The organism is Paenibacillus sp. JZ16 (assembly GCF_015326965.1).
Classification (GTDB): Bacteria; Bacillota; Bacilli; order Paenibacillales; family Paenibacillaceae; genus Paenibacillus_AQ.
Map to the genome: position 1 here is coordinate 1117961 of NZ_CP017659.1, position 18275 is coordinate 1136235.

An 18275-nucleotide genomic window follows, 5' to 3' on the forward strand; every position below is an offset into this window, starting at 1 on the left:
TGGTTTAGCCCTTTACCGCACCGATCGTCATGCCTTTAACAAAGTATTTCTGGAAGAACGGATAGGCGACGAGGATCGGCAGGACGCCAATGACGGCCACGGCCATCCGGAATGTCTCGCTTGGCAGCTGCTCCAGTGCATTCCCTGAATTCATGCTGCTGTTGCGGGTCAAATACTGGATATCGCTCATGATCCGGTTCAGAAGATTTTGCAGGCTGAACAGCTCCGGATCCGTTACAAAGACCAATCCGTTATTCCAGTCGTTCCAGTATGCCAGCCCTTGGAACATGCCGACCGTTGCCATAATCGGCAGCGACAGCGGCAGAATGATCTTGTAATACATTCTGAACTCCCCGGCACCGTCCATGCTGGCCGATTCCAGCACCGCCGAAGGGATCGTGGTGGCAAAGAAGGTCCGCATCAGCAGCACATTGAAGCCATTCATGAGCAGCCAGGGGATCAACAGAGCTAGCAGCGTGTTTTTCATATCGAACAGCTGGGTATAGACCAGATAGGTCGGAACCAGTCCCCCGTTAAACAGCAGCGTAAAGAACACGATGAACGACAGCACGACGCCGCCGGGAAGATCCTTGCGGGATAGCGGATAGGCCAGCAGCGAAGTGATGACAAGGCTTGCGCTCGTGCCGATCACTGTGATCAGGATCGTGATCCCGTACGCATGGAAGATCTGTGCCGATTCTCTCCATAGATATTCATATGCGCCCAGGCTGAGCTTGGAGGGGAAGAAGGAATAGCCCTCCACGGCAATCGTGTGATCGTCCGTGATCGATGAGATGAACAGCAGGATGAACGGAAGAATGCACGCCAGGGAAAAAACAATCATGATAATGTGCGCTGCCCATTGCAGACCGCGAGATTCGTTTTTCATATGGTTCGCTCCTTAGAACAAAGCATTGTTTTTATCAATTTTCCGCACGACATAATTGGAGACCAGCACGAGAACGAAGCCGACCAGCGACTGATAGAATCCTGCCGCCGAGGACATCCCGATATCACCGAGCTGCATCAACCCGCGGAATACGTAGGTGTCTATCACATTGGTGGTCGAGAACAGTGCGCCGGAATCCATCGGCACCTGGTAGAACAATCCGAAATCCGAATAGAAGATGCGCCCGATACCGAGCAGAGTCAGAATGGTGATCACCGGCGTAATCATCGGAAGCGTGATCTTGCGGATCTGCATCCATTTGGAGGCCCCGTCCAGCTTTGCAGCCTCGTAGTATTCGGGATCGATGCCGATGATGGCTGCCAAATAAACGATGCAGGAATACCCCGCTGCCTTCCAAATATGCACGACCGTCAGAATGAAGGGCCAATATTTCGGCTCCGTATACCATGAGATAGGATCCAGCCCAAGTGCCGGCAGCAGCGTCTTGTTCACCATTCCCGTATTCACGCTGAACATGGCGTAAACCAGGTAGCTGACGATAATGATGGAGATAAGGAACGGCAGAATGATGACGCTTTGATAAAAGCGAGATGCCACTTTGTTTCGGATCTCGTTCAGCAATATCGCGACACCAACCGAAACGATCAAGCCGAGAACGATAAACGCAGCATTGTAAAGAATCGTGTTACGCGTAATGATAAATGCATCATCCGTTTTGAACAGATACTCAAAGTTTTTGAAGCCGATCCAGTCACTGTCCCATATCCCTTTGCTGTAGTTCACGTCCTTAAAAGCGATGCTTAGACCGAACAGCGGCAAATAATTGTTGATGAGCAGGTAGATAAGCCCCGGCAACATCATGATGTATAGCGGAACGTACTTCCGAAGGGATCTCCGTCCCTTACGGCGTGTTGTACTTGTCACCGCACTTCCCCCTTTGCGGCTTTATAGCCGAATCTATATCTTCATTTTAAAGAGCAAGCACACGGGCCACTACCGCTTTGACGACTTCACATTTGTGCTTTCCCGACTTCAGCGCCAGTAGAGTAGAACCTAGGACAGAAAACGCGCTGGATCATCCCAATTCCCTTGGAGGCGCTATGTCAACAAGAAAAAAGCAGGCTGCACAAGGCTATATCCTTGGCTGCCTGCCGTTCATGCTTCACTTGATCGATGAGCTTAAACTTTAAACATTTCCTCTTCACTATACAAAACAGAAACAGTCACGGGGTAACCCGTGACTGTTCACATGATGCTTTACTTCACGCCGTTGGTTTTAGCCCATTCATCCAATTGCTTCTGTTTCTCCGCAATAATCTTATCGATTCCGACCGATTTCAATTTGGAGATGAACTCCGGCAAAATTTGTTCCGGGTCTACACTGCCTGTCTCCAGCGGCATTTTATATTGCGTAATGACGTTGCTTACGGCTGCATACTCGGTCTTCACCGGAGAAGCATCAAACAGGAAGCCCATCGCTTTGGAGCGCTTGGAGCTCTTGTTGAATTCATCCATCTTGGACCAAATTTCCGGATCGTCGCCATTTATGACATAAGACAAGAACTGATTCCCGAACAGCCAGCCAAGCGGCATTTTATAACCCACCGAGTTGTAATCAACACCCTCCGGATAATCGATCACATTGTCAAAGCCGTCCACCTTTACATAATGGGTGCCTTCGATCCCCCAGTCATACAGGTTCACGATATCCTTGTCGGTGTACATCAGATTTAAAAATTCCATCGCTTTCTCAGGAGTTTCGGAATTGACCGGAATGCCCCACATCGCTCCCGTTACCGTGCTCGTCGTAGCTACAGGAGGTACGAGTTCTGCAGTGACCAGCTCAAGCCCGGACAGCTTCTTCTCGCTCTCCGCAAAGCCGGGTTTTTGCATAGCCATATAGGCAAAGGCTTTGCCTGCCTTAATCATGTCAAACCGCGTTGCCTGCGTTGTAGCCATATCCTGTGGAATCAGCCCGTCCTGATACCAGCCGCGAATCTTGTTGACAAAGCCGGCATATTCCTTCGTCTCGTAATAGTTGACAATCTTGAGGCCATTGTCATAGCTCGGAAGAACACCGATCGTGTCGTTCAGACTATCGTAGTTGACATAATTCTCTCGGAAGGATTGCCCCGCTGCACCGGTAACCAGCGGTGTCATGGTAGGACCCTCTCCTTCCTTTACCTTCCGCAGCACGGCCTCCACGTCATCAAGCGTCTTGATCGAGGCAACATCGATCTTGTATTTATCAACCAAGTCTTTGCTCATGGTCAGCCCATAGCTGGCCGCCAAATCCCGTACCGTCGGCGTTCCATATATCTCGCCTCCGATGCGCGTAGCTTGCAAATAATCTTTACCCAAGGCGTCGGCGATCCCCTGACCATGCTGCTCAAGCAATTGATCCAGAGGCTTCAGCTGACCTTTCGCAACGATGTTGCTGAAGTTATAACCGGATAAGTACAGCAGATCCATTTTCTCACCGCTTGCAAACATCAGATTCGTTTGCTGCTCCCAGTCTCCGACAGAAATATGCTCAAATTTGACCTTGGCCTGTATTTTCTCTGCCGCGATCTTGTTGATGGCGTCTTCCACTTGCTGCATATCCTTCGGTATGGAGCCTGCCACCGGAAGCACGACCGTCAGCTCCGTGAGGGCTTTTTGTTCACTTGCCGGCTCATTGTCTTGGTCGGCTGCTTTCCCTCCTCCGCAGGCCGACAATAGTATGACGGCGCTCAAGAGCATCGTGGATAGTCGTGCGAATGATTTTTTCATCTGTTCCCCCGCCTTTGTGATTGATGTATTTCTAGCTATATTGTAAGAGGGGACGTGATTGTGCACTGCTCTTGTAACGACTTTTCACTGTCACTTTACCGACTTTCCCCGGAGCTGGTGATGCCGGCATGCTCTTGCCGGTACTCGACCGGGCTCATATTCATATATTTTTTGAACATGCGGGAAAAATGAGAGAAGTTGGCGTAGCCGATTCGCGTCGCAATCGAACTGACGGACAGCTCGGTATTTGCGAGCAGCCCGGCCGCCATGCGCAATCGCTGCTGGAGCAGGTAATCCGAGATCGACATGCCGGTCCCTTTTTTGAAGATTCGGGTCAAATAATCCGGATTCAAAAACACATGACTCGCGATATCCTCCCTCGACAGATCCTCGGATAGATGCTCGCGGATATAAGCCTTTACTTTCTCTACGATGCTTGGCGAATGCTCCACCGATGATGCAAAATCCATCGCCCTTTGAACGATATGATGAATCCAGGCCAACGCATCCGTAGCCGAGCGCACCGATCTGGCATATAACTCCAAGGAACGGCTGTCCCTGAGAGGCTGATGCGCCTGGATCCCCTTCAGATGAAGCACATAATAGAGCATTTGCTGAAAATCCTGAATGAATTGATTCAGTAAATCCGAAGTGAGTGAGTTACCTTCGATCTGAGACCTGATGTAAGCCTCCGCCTCCTTCAGGACCTGTCCGCTCGCGCCCTCCTTTAGCAGAATCGCCCACATGCTCATATCCGGAAGCATCTGCTGGAGGGCAGCCGACGGCTTCTCTTCCTTCAGCAAAAAGACTTGCTGATCATAAGCCACATTCATTTCGTTCATCCGATCCAATTGAATATACATCGAAGGGACTTCATGTCCGTGACCCGGCTCCCCGATATAACAGGCGACGCCCGCATAGAAATATTTCCTGCAAGCATCGATATACCTCTCACACATATCCTTGTATGCATCATCATCCACCGATGCCGTATCCCTGTTGATCAAGGCGAGCCAGCGCCCTTTCTCCACCGGCACCAGCATACCATGCTCGGCCCTCTCTTGGATGTGCTCCTCGGCGGATTTGCGTATCGCGTATTCAATGATTTTTTCGTCCCGCAGCGTGACTTCCTTATACCATCTCCGAACTTGAATCAGTATCGGGGTAAAGATCATATCCTCCGAATACGGAATATTGCGATTCTCCGCCTGCTCCTTGATTGCAGCGGAGCGGCTTGGAATCGTTTGATTCAGGATATCCAGCCAGAATCGTTCAACCAACAGGGGCTGATGCTGCATCCAAAACTTCCCATATTGACTGAACTCTGATTGCTCGCGCTCCTGGTCCAGCTTCTCGATCGCTTTACTTACAACGGATTCAAGATCGGCAAAAGGGACCGGTTTCAGTAAATAATCAAAGCTGCCCAGCTGAATGGCCTGCTTGGCATAGTGAAAGTCGGCATGACAGGTAAGGAATATCGCAACGATATCCGGATGATATCCCCGTACCCATTCCAATAGATCCAAGCCGGACCCATGCGGCATTTCAATATCGCATAACAGAAGATCCACGCGCTCCCGCCGGATGATCTCCATCGCCTGGCTGGCGCTATGGGCGGTAAATACAGCGGAAACACCCAGCCGATCCCAGTCCACGCCATGTTTCAATCCCTCTACAGCAATAACCTCATCGTCCACGATCAGTACATGACGCATTGGCGTCCTCCTTTCCATCTTGTCCAGGGCTTAACGGAATGAAGAGTTCGACGACCGCCCCGTGCGGATCGTCGTTATAGCAATCCATTACGGCCCCATTCCCATACTGCAGACGCAGACGTTCCCGTACATTCCACAAGCCAATATGCGCTCGCCCGGCGTTTGCACCTTGTCCGCCGCAGCGGATCGCCTCCAATACCTCATCCGAAAATCCATCTCCGGTATCACGTACGGTCAAGCAAACGGTCGGCTCTTCCGCCAGATCGTCGAGGATCGCTTCAATGACCAGCATCGTCCGAACATCTGCCCTTACGGCATGCTTGATCGTATTTTCTACAATCGTCTGAAGCATCAGCGGAGGAACAGGGGTCTCCAGCAGATAATCCGGAACATGAATCTCGCTTTCGAATTGATTGGGAAGCCGCAGCTGCTGAATCCGCAAATAATTTCTCGTATGCTGCAGCTCATCCTTTAATAGAACCAAAGCCTGATTATTGCTCTGGAACATATATCTGAAGTATTGAACCAGGCAAATCGTCATCTCCTGGATCAATTCATATCGCTTCACCTGTGCCAAATGGTACAAAATATTCAGGGAATTCATGAAAAAATGCGGGTTGATCTGGAGCTGCAGTTGCTTCAGCTCCGCCTGCTGCTTGCTCAATTGCTCTTCATAGACGTCAATCTTCAGCTTTTCAATTTGCGACACCATCTGATCTAAGGTGCGATAAACCAGCTGAAACTCCTCGGGAGCGGTCGGTACTTTCTCGATTCGCAAATTGAAGTTCCCTTCCCCGATTCTTCGCATTAATTGAACGATCTTCTGCAGCGGGCGAAGCAGCACTTTCCGCAGGAACCACAAGCTAACCGGCAGCAGCAGAACAGCGAATGCCGACAGGATGGCAGCCGTCTTTTTGAGATATGGCAGATTTTCGAGCGTCAGCTTGTCCGGAATGACGGCGACCATGCTGATGTCCGCTTTCTTCGAAGTCTCCCCCACGATGAGATAGTCCTTGTCCTTGCCTGACATGTAATAGCTGTTGAAACCATGGGTGAAATCCAACGTTTCATCCTGCAGGGGCTTCGTGTTATAAAGCGGCTTCCCCTGGGCGTCGACGAACAGCATTGCTCCGGTTTCACCCGTGTTCAGAACCGACATCGGCGACATCAAGGTTCTGAGGGATACCCATGACCCGATGCTGATATTGTCATCCCTGAGCACCTTGATCGCGTAATAGGACCCTTCAATCTCTTGCAGCTGCCAGTTCGCCTCCATTCCATAGAAACGGTTCTGGCTCGTGCTGCTTTCCTGCAGGTAATCTCGCATTTTCAATAATCCGTTATAGGTCATCGACCCTTTGTAGGCTTCAACAAAATCATGCCGCGGCAATGAATATACGAAAAGTCCGTCAATATAAGGATAAACCGATAGATCGGAGGACAGCTTCCGGGAAACATCGCTTTTGGCCATCATATACGTATTGTCCGGCACTGCGTCTTTCATCGTCAGCACACTGACTTCCGATCTGGACAGATTCACCAGATGCCGTTCGATCTCCGCGAGCTGGTTATCGATCTGTCTCATTTGGATGGAGATCATATTTTTATTGGAGACCGCCACCTGATTATGAATGACGTTCACACTGTAATAGCTCATATAGATCAGTAAGGCGATTAGAGGGATTGCCACGCCCAAAAGGCCAAGCACCAGCTTGACGCGAATCGAATTCCAAGGAATTGCCTTGATATGGCTGTACATGATGAGACTCCTCTCCCTGGTATTGAGCTATCCCCATTTTACTACTTCTCCCGATAAAAGTTGAAGCACCAGTCTTTGTCATTGTTTATCCCCGCTCTTGCAATTGCTCTTCCAAAAAGGATAACGTCATCTCAAAGCACTCCATGGCCTCTTTAGTGTTAAGCTGAAATTGATATTCGTGCTGCACGACGCCATGGGACAGCGGGTAAAACAATGACTTCACGGGCACGTTTGCCTCTTTGAGCCGCGCCTCCAATTCCTTACCGTGTTTTTCAAAAGAACCCGTGTTGCCGTCCGTTATAAAGGTTGGCGGGAAATCAGTTGTCACATGGTTTGTCGTTGAAGCTTCTTCTGCTTCGGTCCCATCCTTCCAGTTCCGTGTTCCAATATAAGCCCACCCCAGCTGATTCAGGAAGAACTTCTCTAATCTGCCGGTAACGCTCGCCAGCTGTTTGACGTTATACGGACCGCAATACAGCAGCGCCGCTTGTATGGATTCCTCCGGAACCGCTTGTTCAATCCCTGTCCGCTGCGCCAAGTCGGCATTCGTCTGAATTGCGATGAATTGGGATGCAATTTGGGCGCCGGCTGAGTCTCCGCCGACAATTAGACGGTCCAAGTCCAAGGACGGGAAATCCGAAAGCTCCTTAAGATGCTGATAGACCTCAGTCATCTGAAGGACTGGTGCCGGATATCGTGCCTCGGGAGCCACCTCGTAATTCATGCTGACGACCGCATAACCTTTGCTGGCCATCATCGTACACCAATAGGCGGTGCCCGATTTATCTCCTGACACAAAAGCGCCGCCGTGAACCCATAGGATCGTAGGCAGTTTGCCCGCACGGTCTTTGGGGAGGTACAGGTCCATTTCGTTGGATTTGAATGTCGAAGGATACTTGAGGTCTTTATGAACCTCTACCACCTGCTCAAGCTCCGCCCAATTTGAAGGTGCTGCAGGCGCTGCTTCCGGCTGGCTGCGCAGCCAATGGATAAATGGAACAGGCGTTAAATTTACAAGCAGAAGCCCCCCTATGATAACAAGAACAAAGACGGACAGCATCCATTTTATAATCTTCAGAATCAATATGCTTCTCTCCTTAATGCTTCTTTGGTGACGACATTCTACCTCCTTTGCATCCCTATGATCTACCGTTAATCCGACTTCTTCGTTGTCATATAACGACCTGCGCCAGCATTCCGCGTGTTCTATAGAGTAATGATCCGAATCTAAGATGTGGAGCGTCCTCAGCTAAGGACAAAACTTACATCGCTATAGTAAAAAAAGCCGCTAACTTAGCGACTTCTAAATCATCTATATATCCTCCAGCATGCTCCATTCGAATCGCCGATGTCCGTTGTTATGATGAGCAAGTAGCCTGAGGTCTAATCGACTTGATCGCTACGTTTGCTAAGCTCGCGATCTCCTTGGGCTTCGATAACGTCAATGACCGACGACAGGAACGCTAGCGCCAATCCTTGTCCCCAGCCTTGTGCCCATTTCCGGTCAATGCCTAGATATCCTTCGATGTCGTTCATGACCGCCGTTCCTCCGGACACGTTCAGAACCCGTCCGTTATCCGCTATATTGGCGAGAACCCCGGCCAAGGCTTTTCTCACATATTTCGCGTGCAGCGGATTGCCCTGCATCACCATCGCTGCTGCAATACCCGCTGTAGCCGATACTTCGCTGTAAGCTTCCGGGCAATCGAGCACGGTGCCCCACAGACCGTCCTCATGCTGCATCCGTTTCATTGCCGCCAACTGGTCGCGTAAGGAGCTCCATATGTGCATCATGGGAGGATAAAGATAGCCTTCCGGCAGCCCTCTTGCCGCTCGGGACATCGTATAGGCTGCCCAGGCGTTGGCGCGCGCCCAATGAATGCCGGACATATGGTCCTTTTTGACATGGTTATAGCCATGGTACCACAGCCCGGAATCCTCATCTTGCAAGTAATGAATATGCCGTTCGAATTGATGGAGCGCGTCGTCGATGAGCGCCTTCTTTCCGAGGAGCACGCCGACCCGAAGCTCCAAAAATGCCGCCATGAACAAAGTATCCGCCCAGCACTGCTCCGGAAAGTCATTGTCAGCCGACACCGTATGCTGAAGGACCCGGTCACCGAATCGCAAAGCCTGATGCTCCAAATAATCAATCTTGCTTAAAATGAGATCCATATATTTTTGATCCTTCGTCTGTTCATATAGGGTCAGCAGCATATGCCCCATCGCACAGGTGTTCACGGTCCATCCTTCCGGAATGCCCGCCTCTAAGTACTCCTCAACCCAATCGATCATCCGTTCCAGATAAGCATGCTCGCCAGTCACCTCGAACAGCCGGCTAATCCCATAGAATGCGACACCTCCCGGCCAATCCCACGTCAAATCCATCCCGAACGTATAATCTGCAACACGCTTGGCGGTTTGCTTTAAATCTTCTAAAGCGATATCTAGTTTCAGATTCATATTGCCCTCCATATCATCCAGAGCCCCCGCTTTCGGCAGGAGCTCGGAGTTTTGGTTTAGATTTTCGTGATTACCGGAATTGACCTGCATCAATCGCTTTTTGCTTCTCGTCCAAAATCTCTTGATAGCCGGCGTCGAGGAATTTCTGCTTGGCCGCTTCGTATTTCGCATCGAACTGGTCTGCTGGCGCAAGGATAATGTCGAGATACAGCTCTTGGAAGAGGTTGTTCAAATCCGCCTTATACTCGGTAACCTTCTCAAGGACTACGGTGAACAGCGGATCCGGCGTCTGGTATGGCTTGGTCTCGTTTCGATATTGAATCATGTCTTCGACAATTTGCTCATAACCCGCAGGCGTCCAGTTATTTTTGTTAGCTTTAAGCGTTAGCTCTGGCGTTGCGAAGGATGGCGCTTCCGTTACAAGTGCCCAATAGTCCTTGTTATTGTTCTGAGAGAGTACGGATTCGCCCTTGAAATCCGGTTTTTTCACCGGCAAGCCATCGGAATCGAGCGTATAGTTCTCACCTTCCACCCCGTTCTGCAGGAACATCAGGTTCTCCACTTGGCTCATCCACTCGAGATACATCCATACAGCAGCACGCTCCTCTTCCGTCGATTCATGGTTAATTCCCATGATCAACCCGAACGGCCAGTCGGCGCGTCCTTGGGGCATATTTCCCTCCGGTACGCCGGAGCCAGGGGGAAGCACGGCAAATTCAGCTTCCGGATTATTCTTCAGCGTTGCTTCAAACGCATCGGTGTTATTGGTCAGGTACAAACCGTAGGTGCCCGTATTTCCCGCAACAAACTCGGCCTTGAGCTTGTTATCATCGTCGCGCAGATAGAACTCCTTATCGATAAGTCCGTTATGGTATTGATAGCTTAGGTTACGCAGCCAGGCTTCGGTTGCCGGTGTCGTAAAATCCGCAACGGATAGATCGGAATAAAGCGCGTGCGTCTTCGGATCAACCGGCCAGTCACGGAATCCGTAACTATAGTTGAACACGTTCCGTGTTAAACCGGCCCCGGCAACGCCGATTCCTTCTTCCTTCCATTTCATGAGCATTTCATTGTACTTCTCGAGCGAAGTCAGGTCCTCGATTTTCATTCCTACTTTCTCAACCCAGTCTTTACGAATGATATTGACAAAGTTGCTGAAATCTGGACGTGCAGCGAAGAAGAAGGTGTTTTTTTCGTCAACGACGCCGTATTGCAGAATCGTCTCGCTCAAATTGCTCCAATAGGTTGGGGCATAGTGCTCAATCTCTTGCCAGTCCAGCTCCTGCATGACACCTTCTCCATAGTATGCAAGCGCTTGCGGCATGTCGTAGTGGAAAATGATATCCGGCGCCTTGCCGGCTGCGAGCAGCTGCTGATAAGTCGTAACTTCGTTGGTACGGGCGATCGGCGTAAACTTGACCTCGATATTGTATTTGTCGCCGAATTCCTTCTGAATCCAGCGTGTATAGTAGTTGTCAGTTACGTTCCAGCCTTCGAACGCACGCTCATACACTGGAATTTCGAGTGTAACTCTTTCCGGGAAGCCTTGCGAATAATCGGGATAGCTGCCTTCCGCGTTTTGGCTTGGCGTGTTACCCTCATCCGATGGAGAAGGCTTCTTCTCACCATTGGTGCTGTTCCCCGTACATCCCGCTATAAGACCGGCAATTAATATTAAAACCATGAACATAGACATGATTTTCGGTTTGCTCATCGTATTTCCCCCTTATCATTCTCATCATATCGATGCAATAGAATCTGGAAATGCTATTCCTTGATAGCCCCAAGCATGACTCCCTGGACAAAATACTTCTGAATGAACGGATAGACACAAATGATCGGTAAAGTTGCAAAAACGACACATGCTGCTTTGAGCACTTCAGGATTGCTGAGCGAGACTTGCGTCATCTCTAGCTGAAAGCTCTCGCTGGCCTGAACCACCAGGTAATATAGTTTCAACTGCAGCGGCCGCAAATCGACATTATGCTTAATATAGAATAGGGCGTCCTGATAAGCGTTCCAGCGTCCGACCGCGTAAAAAAGGGACAATGTCGCTAGAATCGGCTTGGAGAGTGGAAGTACGATGCTGAACAGGATCCTGAAATGCCCCGCTCCATCCATCCGGGCCGATTCTTCCAGGCTCGCCGGAATATTGCTGGAGATCGAAGTCCTTAAGATCAGCAGGTTAAATGCGCTAAAGGATAGCGGTAATATAAGCGACCACATCGTATCAAGCATCCCCAGGCTGTTGATCAGCATATATTCGGGAATAATGCCGCCTCCAAAGAACATCGTAAACATAAAGATGAAGTTAAAAAACGAACGGCCTTTAAGCTGCTTACGGGATAGCGGGTAGGCTGCACAAATGGTGACGATCATGCCGATCAGTGTGAACAGCACCGTAATGATTACGGATATGTAAAGAGACCTCAGAATACTCTGATCGGCAAAAACTTTGCCGTACGCATCCAGAGTGAACCCCGCCGGCCAGAGAAACACCTTGTTAGCGATGACGTAGGCGTCTTCGCTTAAAGATTTTGCAACGACATGAACGAATGGCAGCAAGCAGGCAAGTGAGGCAGCAATAAGTATGAGCCGTATTAGAATATCCCATATGTCCAGTTTCCTGGTGCGGCGCACCGCATAGCTCCTAGTGAATGTTTTCATCGCTTCCCTCCTTTCTAAATGACTCCATCTTCACCCAGTTTCTTGGCAACCCGATCAGCAATTAAGATAAGGACAAGCCCCACGACAGCTTGGAACAACCCGAGAGCGGTTGCTCGGCTGAAGTTGCCGCCTTCAATTCCCCAGCGATATACCAGAACGGGAATGGTCGTGGTGAACTCCGTCGTTGCTTTGTTCGCTAAGGCAAAAACACGCTCAAAGGAACCCGCCATCACGTGGCCAAGGTTCAAAATCAGCAATGTCACGATCGTCACTCGGATCGAGGGCAGAGTAATGTTCCACATTTTCCGCCACCGGCCTGCACCATCGACGACCGCCGCTTCATACAGCTCGGGGTTAATGCCGCTAATTGCAGCCAGGTAGATGATGGTCCCCCAACCCATGCTTTGCCATACGCCAATAAAGATGTAACTGATTAGCCAATTGACGTTCTCTTGAAGGAACGGGATCCGTGTTCCCCCCAGATTCGCGATCAGATTATTGATCATACCGGTTCCTTCACCCAACAATTGATAAGCGATTGCGCCGATAATGACCCAAGACAGAAAGTGCGGTAAATAAAGCAGCGTCTGATTCACGCGTTTGAAGAAAGCGTTCTTGACCTCGTTTAGCAGCAAAGAGAGTATAATCGGCATTGTAAAGCTAAATATAAGGTCCGACACATTCAGCAAGAGCGTGTTGCGGATGGCGCGAGCGAAATCGGGCTTTGCGAATATGTCTTTAAACACTTCCAGACCGACCCATTCGCTGCTCCAGAATCCGTGGGCAATCTTGTAATCCTTGAATGCAAGCACAAGACCGCTCATCGGCGCGTACTTAAAGACCAAGACAAACGCTAAAGGAATGAGAAGCAGAAAATAGAGCTGCCAATCCCGACGAAGATAATAGAGAGTTCCCTGTTTCTTGCCTGCGAAGGGGATTAAAGCGGTTTCATTTCCTGGTGCTGCATCTTGGACTTTCAAAATCTCACCTCCTCCATGCGTGATCTCCCCCCGGTTCATTTCCCTATTTCGGTGGCCCCGAGGTTGGATTTATCATATCGCCCCGTTCGTCCGAAGGTAAACGCCGAATATTGATAAGCTGCAGCCACTATTGATCCAAATTGCAGCCGATCCGTTATTCCTGAGAACCCAAGAATCATTTTTGTCTATTTGAATCAAATATTGTCCTGCTCACGAGGTTTTGGATCTCTGCAGCTTGAAGCTGCTCGGCGGCATGCCTTCAAATTTTCGGAACAGACGATTGAAGCTTCGAACATTCATGTAGCCTACCTCGGATGCAATCTGTGCAATCGACAGGTTACTCTCAAGAAGCAGCTCTTTTGCCTTCTCGATTCGGAGCAAATTGAGATAGTCGGACAAGCTTTTACCCGTATGTTCATAGACAATTTTTCGCATGTAGGAGTAACTGATTCCGATTTGCTTAGCCATTTCTTCAAACACGACTTCTTCACGATAGTGCTCATTCAAATAATGGATAATTCGATCGGCATATTTGTTGGACCCGCCCGGTGACCGCGTAAGATAGTGAACAATCTCGCTGTAAAATTCAATAAGATATTCTTCAAGCTCGTCAAGCGTATCAATAGAAGCAAGGGCTGCGTAAATGTTCCCCCGCGTCGAGAAGATCCGCGCCGTGCTAACATTATTCTCCCTAAGGTGTTTAATGGTCACGCCAACCAATTGATGATAGATGAATAGGATATTATCGTAGGACACGTATTCGGCAGAACGGATTTCATTACGAATGATTCTTAGTTCTTCGATGATGCTATCCAGATCGCTATGACCAAGGAAGTTCAGAATTCGTCTTTCGCTGTTAACAGGGTAAATGTATTTTTTATCCCGCCCTTCTTCCTCCTTCCAGCACGTAATGCCGCCATTGCCGGCAATCATGCGCTGCTTGATCGCTTCCATCGCCTCTGCAAAGCAATCCGAGACCAGGCGATTTGAATCTGCCGGACTGCTTACGCCGATCGTTACGGAGTGCTCGAGCAATTCCGCCGCACTGTTCCTCAACATGTCTAAAGCCGCATAAATGGCAAGCCTATAGTTGTCATCTTCCTCCTGTCTGTAGTTGATCAGGATTGCGAAGTGGCCGTCACCATGATAGACGCAGCGCGCGTGAACATCTTTCGGGAATAAATCGTCACATTTGGAGATGAGCAAGTAGCGATGGTAACTGCGCGTTTCCGGATTATTCAGGCTTATATAAGTTCGGTAACCGTCGATGGAAACGACGGCTACAAGAAAGTGCAAGTCCGGGAAAATCTCTTCCGCTTGTGGGGTCACTTCACCCCGCAGCAAACTATGGATGGCGTGGCTTTGGGCATCCTGCTCGCGGATACTTAGCAGCTTATAAAGCCCTTCTTCCTCTTCCTGCATGCGTCTGAATGCCGCCTCCAGAAAGACGAGCTCATTCTTATCGCGCACCCCCGGATTGACTCGGCCGCGTACCGTACGGACCAATTCCCTGGCTGGCTTGGATAACCATGTCGCAATAAAAACGGTCAGTATGGACCCCGCAAAAATAATAACGATCGTAAGCAAAAGGATACTTCTCTGCAAGGTAAGGGGCTTATTCATCAATTCGTCGACCGAGTAGATGCTTACGTTCGTCCAACCGAATTCTTTCGTAGGGGACCACGCATATAGCAATCGCTCGCCGTTAAGCTCGCGGAACATGTACCCTTCAGGCAATGCTTGCCGGGCGATTTCGCGAATATACGGCTCCTCGTAGGCGTTCTTGAGCAATAAATCTTTGTCGTGATGTGAGATGATGGTACCGCTTGACTTCATAAGCAAATAGCCTTGCTTGCCTGACTTCGATGATTGCAAATACTGCTCGATTTGACTCTCCTTCAGATTGACAACGATCGTTCCGCGTGTAGCGGTTGACAGCCGGTTTAAAGGCAGTGCGAACGATAAGACATTAACGCCCGAATCGAGCTTGCGCGGATACCATACGCCGCGTATCCCTTTTTGCTCCATAAGCGCCTCGTTCAGCCAGTCGATGGACTCGTATCTGTCCAAGCTCGTTATGCCTCTGTCCGTAGAAATCACGTAATTCGCGTCGTCCAGGTAAAAGAAAGATGAATACACCCCATCGACGCTCTGATTCAGATTCAACAATTCCTTGAGCACCGCCATCGCTTTGCTTACATTCACGTAATTCGTCTTAAGCTCTGCAAGAGACTTATAAGGACGGATTCGATCGAAGGCGTCGGTGCCTCCTAGGCGTACCGTATTCTGGGACAAATTGTTCAACGCATTCTCATTAAGCTCGCGATTGGCATTTAATTCTGCAAGCGAAGTTTCCGCAAAGGCATGCTCTGAATTCTGTAGAATCTGAGAGCTGCTATACCAGGTTAAAATCGCCATCGGAATGGCCATGATGCAAAATAGGATTAATGCCAATTGCATCATCATTGGAATTCGCTTCATTGGACCCCTCCATACCCTTATTTTCTATAGAAAATCACTTATGTATTAAGATAACTAAAGCGCTTACATTTGTCTTCATTTTTATGTTTATGGTGGTTAGATCTGAGTTTCGTATTATCTGAGTTTCCCATTATATGTTAAGTCAATCTTGTTCAACTCGTAAATCGCCACAATTGATATTCTTCATCAACATCTGATTCTCTTCGTATAAAGGATCATTTCTTACCATGATGATCAATAATGGCATGCCTAATATTTTGCAATTACCCTACTCATTCCATGTTATTAAACTTGGTTGTTTTGCTGCCGCTCGAATGGCCGGACTTTCGAGTTTATATTAAATTTATTTAGCTGTGCTAGAGTAAGTGCGACAAATTAAAGAGGGGGAAACAACCTTTGAGGAAGCTATTAAGTCCCATCACCGATTGGGTCTCAACCAAAAAAGGGATGTGGATTACCATTCTGGTCTGGCTGATCGTTATGGTCGGTTTAAGCGCGGGTCCCACGCTTGGCGATTACAAAGCCACCAACTTCCAGTCACTTCCAGATGAAGCACAGTCCATCATAGCCGAGAACAAATTGGAGAACACATTTCCGAATGAGCAGGGAACGCCAGGAATCCTGGTTTTTCATAATGCATCAGGAAACGTAAACCTGGATGAAGTAAAGCATATTTTGAATGGAGTCCTATCCGCCAAGATTCAGGGAGTCAAATCCATAGTCGATATCAGCACCCTGCCGCCTCAAGCCCTGAAGGGTTTTACTTCGGAGGATAACTCTACCATCATCGTTCCCATGAGCCTGGAAGCCGGTCTTGGCAGCAGCGAATATTCGGAAATCAATGACGAAGCCTCCAGACTTGGCAACGAGATTGCCAGGGGTCTGAGTACAGACTTCTATATTACAGGTCCAGCCGGGATAGCCGGCGATACGATCAAGCTCTTCGAGCAGGCGGATTTTGTTCTGCTACTTGCCACCATTGTCATCATTCTTGTATTATTGATCGTTATTTACCGTTCACCGCTGCTTGCCTTCATTCCTCTGCTTGCTACGGCTATCGTATATCAGGTCGTCAACCAATCCGTAGCCTTGATGGGCTCAGCCGGACTCGAAATTAACAACTCGACCACCTCCATCATGAGCATCCTGCTGTTTGCCGCCGTCATCGACTACTCACTGTTTGTGTTCTCGCGATACCGCGAGGAATTGAATAAACATGAAAGCAAATATACTGCAATGCAGTTTGCCATGCGAGCTACCGGGGAACCTGTGTTTTTTGCAGGCGGCACCGTGCTCGCCGCGATGCTCATTCTGTTCTTCATGGATTTCCGTGATTATCAAAATTTTGCGCCGGTATTCGGTTTGGCCATGCTTATTATTATGCTCGCTTCCGTCACCCTTGTCCCAGCCCTGTTCACCCTTTTTGGGAGAAAAGCGTTCTGGCCTAAGGTTCCTCAGTTCGGTCAGAACAATGAAATCAAACACGGTTTCTGGGGGCCAGTAGCCAATTTCGTGGTGAACAAGCCGCTGCTCACCGGTGGAATCGTGGCTGTCTTCATGATCATGACCGCCTTGAACGTATTCAACCTGAATTATGAATTCGACACCGTCAAAAAATTCCCCGAAAACTTGCCTTCGCGTGTAGGTTATGAGATCGTGGAATCTAAATATAACAAAGGCGAGCTTGCGCCGTCGACGGTTCTTCTGGAATCCGAGTATGCGCTATCCGACGGGCAGATCGATCAATTCCTGAAAAAGCTGGAGAATTACGAAGAAATCGACTCCGTCCGCTTGGCCGGCATCACGGAAGATTCCAAGGCGGCAAAACTCAGCGTTGCCTTGACAATGAATCCTTATTCCACCGAAGCTATCGATTTTATTGAAGAGCTTCAGGGCCAGACTGACGCCCTTCTTAACGAGTTGTCTCTTCGGGGCGATGTTTACTACGGCGGCGTGACAGCCAAACTAGTCGATGAACGGACCGTAAACAACGGTGACATTATCAAAGTCATCATTCTGGAAACGGCTCTGATTCTCGTGCTGCTGGTTGCCTTGACCCGTTCGTTAAAAATGTCGATGTATATGATGGCCACCATCCTCATATCTTACGTGTCAGCCCTTGGCCTGGGCATCTTCCTGGTCGATATGCTGTTCGGGTACGAATCCATCAGTACGCGAGTACCTGTCTATGCGTTTATATTCTTGGTGGCGCTGGGGATCGATTATAATATTATTCTTATATCCCGCTTCCTCGAAGAGAGAAAAACATTAAAGATCAAGGAAGCTCTTGAAGTGGCCATCCGCAATACGGGCGGCGTCATTTCCTCGGCAGGCGTGATCTTGGCGGCAACCTTTGCCGCATTGACCACCATGCCGATTGCCGATCTCTTCGTGTTCGGTTTTATGGTTGCGATTGGTATTTTATTAGATACATTCCTGGTAAGAGGCATTCTGCTTCCATCCTTAATTCTATTTTTCGAAAAAGATAAGGATCCTAGAAAGCTCTCATCCCAGGCATAATGTAAGGT

12 protein-coding genes are annotated in these 18275 nt (G+C 49.1%); 1 reads left to right on the top strand and 11 read right to left on the bottom strand.

Annotation, left to right across the window (positions count from 1 at the left end):
* Window positions 1-4: 4 nt before the first annotated feature.
* From BJP58_RS04910 to BJP58_RS04960, 11 genes are all read right to left on the bottom strand, one after another.
* The gene (locus BJP58_RS04910; RefSeq protein ID WP_194543030.1) at window positions 5-889 is read right to left on the bottom strand and encodes a carbohydrate ABC transporter permease; all 885 of its coding nucleotides are present in this window, start codon (window positions 887-889) and stop codon (window positions 5-7) included.
* A 12-nt stretch (window positions 890-901) separates the two neighbouring features.
* Window positions 902-1771: an ABC transporter permease gene (locus BJP58_RS04915; RefSeq protein ID WP_194544829.1), complete on the bottom strand. Its 870-nt coding sequence runs from the start codon at window positions 1769-1771 to the stop codon at window positions 902-904.
* Window positions 1772-2167: 396 nt separating this feature from the next.
* The gene (locus BJP58_RS04920; RefSeq protein ID WP_194543031.1) at window positions 2168-3682 is read right to left on the bottom strand and encodes an ABC transporter substrate-binding protein; all 1515 of its coding nucleotides are present in this window, start codon (window positions 3680-3682) and stop codon (window positions 2168-2170) included.
* A gap of 95 nt (window positions 3683-3777) precedes the next feature.
* Window positions 3778-5397, bottom strand: coding sequence for a response regulator (locus tag BJP58_RS04925; RefSeq protein ID WP_194543032.1), 1620 nt, complete (start codon window positions 5395-5397; stop codon window positions 3778-3780).
* Entirely contained in the window at window positions 5369-7156 is a 1788-nt protein-coding gene (locus tag BJP58_RS04930) for a sensor histidine kinase (protein ID WP_194543033.1), read from the bottom strand. The genes BJP58_RS04925 and BJP58_RS04930 overlap by 29 nt, the downstream gene beginning before the upstream one ends.
* 85 nt (window positions 7157-7241) lie before the next feature.
* Window positions 7242-8240: an alpha/beta hydrolase gene (locus BJP58_RS04935; protein ID WP_194543034.1), complete on the bottom strand. Its 999-nt coding sequence runs from the start codon at window positions 8238-8240 to the stop codon at window positions 7242-7244.
* Between the two features lie 299 nt (window positions 8241-8539).
* Window positions 8540-9619, bottom strand: a complete 1080-nt coding sequence (locus tag BJP58_RS04940) for a glycoside hydrolase family 88/105 protein (RefSeq protein ID WP_194543035.1) — start codon at window positions 9617-9619, stop codon at window positions 8540-8542.
* 70 nt (window positions 9620-9689) lie between these two features.
* Entirely contained in the window at window positions 9690-11333 is a 1644-nt protein-coding gene (locus tag BJP58_RS04945) for an extracellular solute-binding protein (RefSeq protein ID WP_194543036.1), read from the bottom strand.
* A gap of 53 nt (window positions 11334-11386) precedes the next feature.
* The gene (locus tag BJP58_RS04950; protein ID WP_071220825.1) at window positions 11387-12286 is read right to left on the bottom strand and encodes a carbohydrate ABC transporter permease; all 900 of its coding nucleotides are present in this window, start codon (window positions 12284-12286) and stop codon (window positions 11387-11389) included.
* A gap of 14 nt (window positions 12287-12300) precedes the next feature.
* Window positions 12301-13266: an ABC transporter permease gene (locus BJP58_RS04955; protein WP_233354967.1), complete on the bottom strand. Its 966-nt coding sequence runs from the start codon at window positions 13264-13266 to the stop codon at window positions 12301-12303.
* Between the two features lie 210 nt (window positions 13267-13476).
* On the bottom strand, window positions 13477-15747 hold the full coding sequence (locus BJP58_RS04960; RefSeq protein ID WP_194543038.1) for an AraC family transcriptional regulator: 2271 nt from the start codon (window positions 15745-15747) through the stop codon (window positions 13477-13479).
* A 396-nt stretch (window positions 15748-16143) separates the two neighbouring features.
* Between BJP58_RS04960 and BJP58_RS04965 the strand changes: the two genes are divergently transcribed.
* Window positions 16144-18267 carry an MMPL family transporter gene (locus BJP58_RS04965; protein WP_194543039.1) on the top strand — a complete coding sequence of 708 codons (2124 nt, stop codon included), beginning with the start codon at window positions 16144-16146 and terminating at the stop codon, window positions 18265-18267.
* The last annotated feature ends 8 nt before the right edge of the window (window positions 18268-18275 follow it).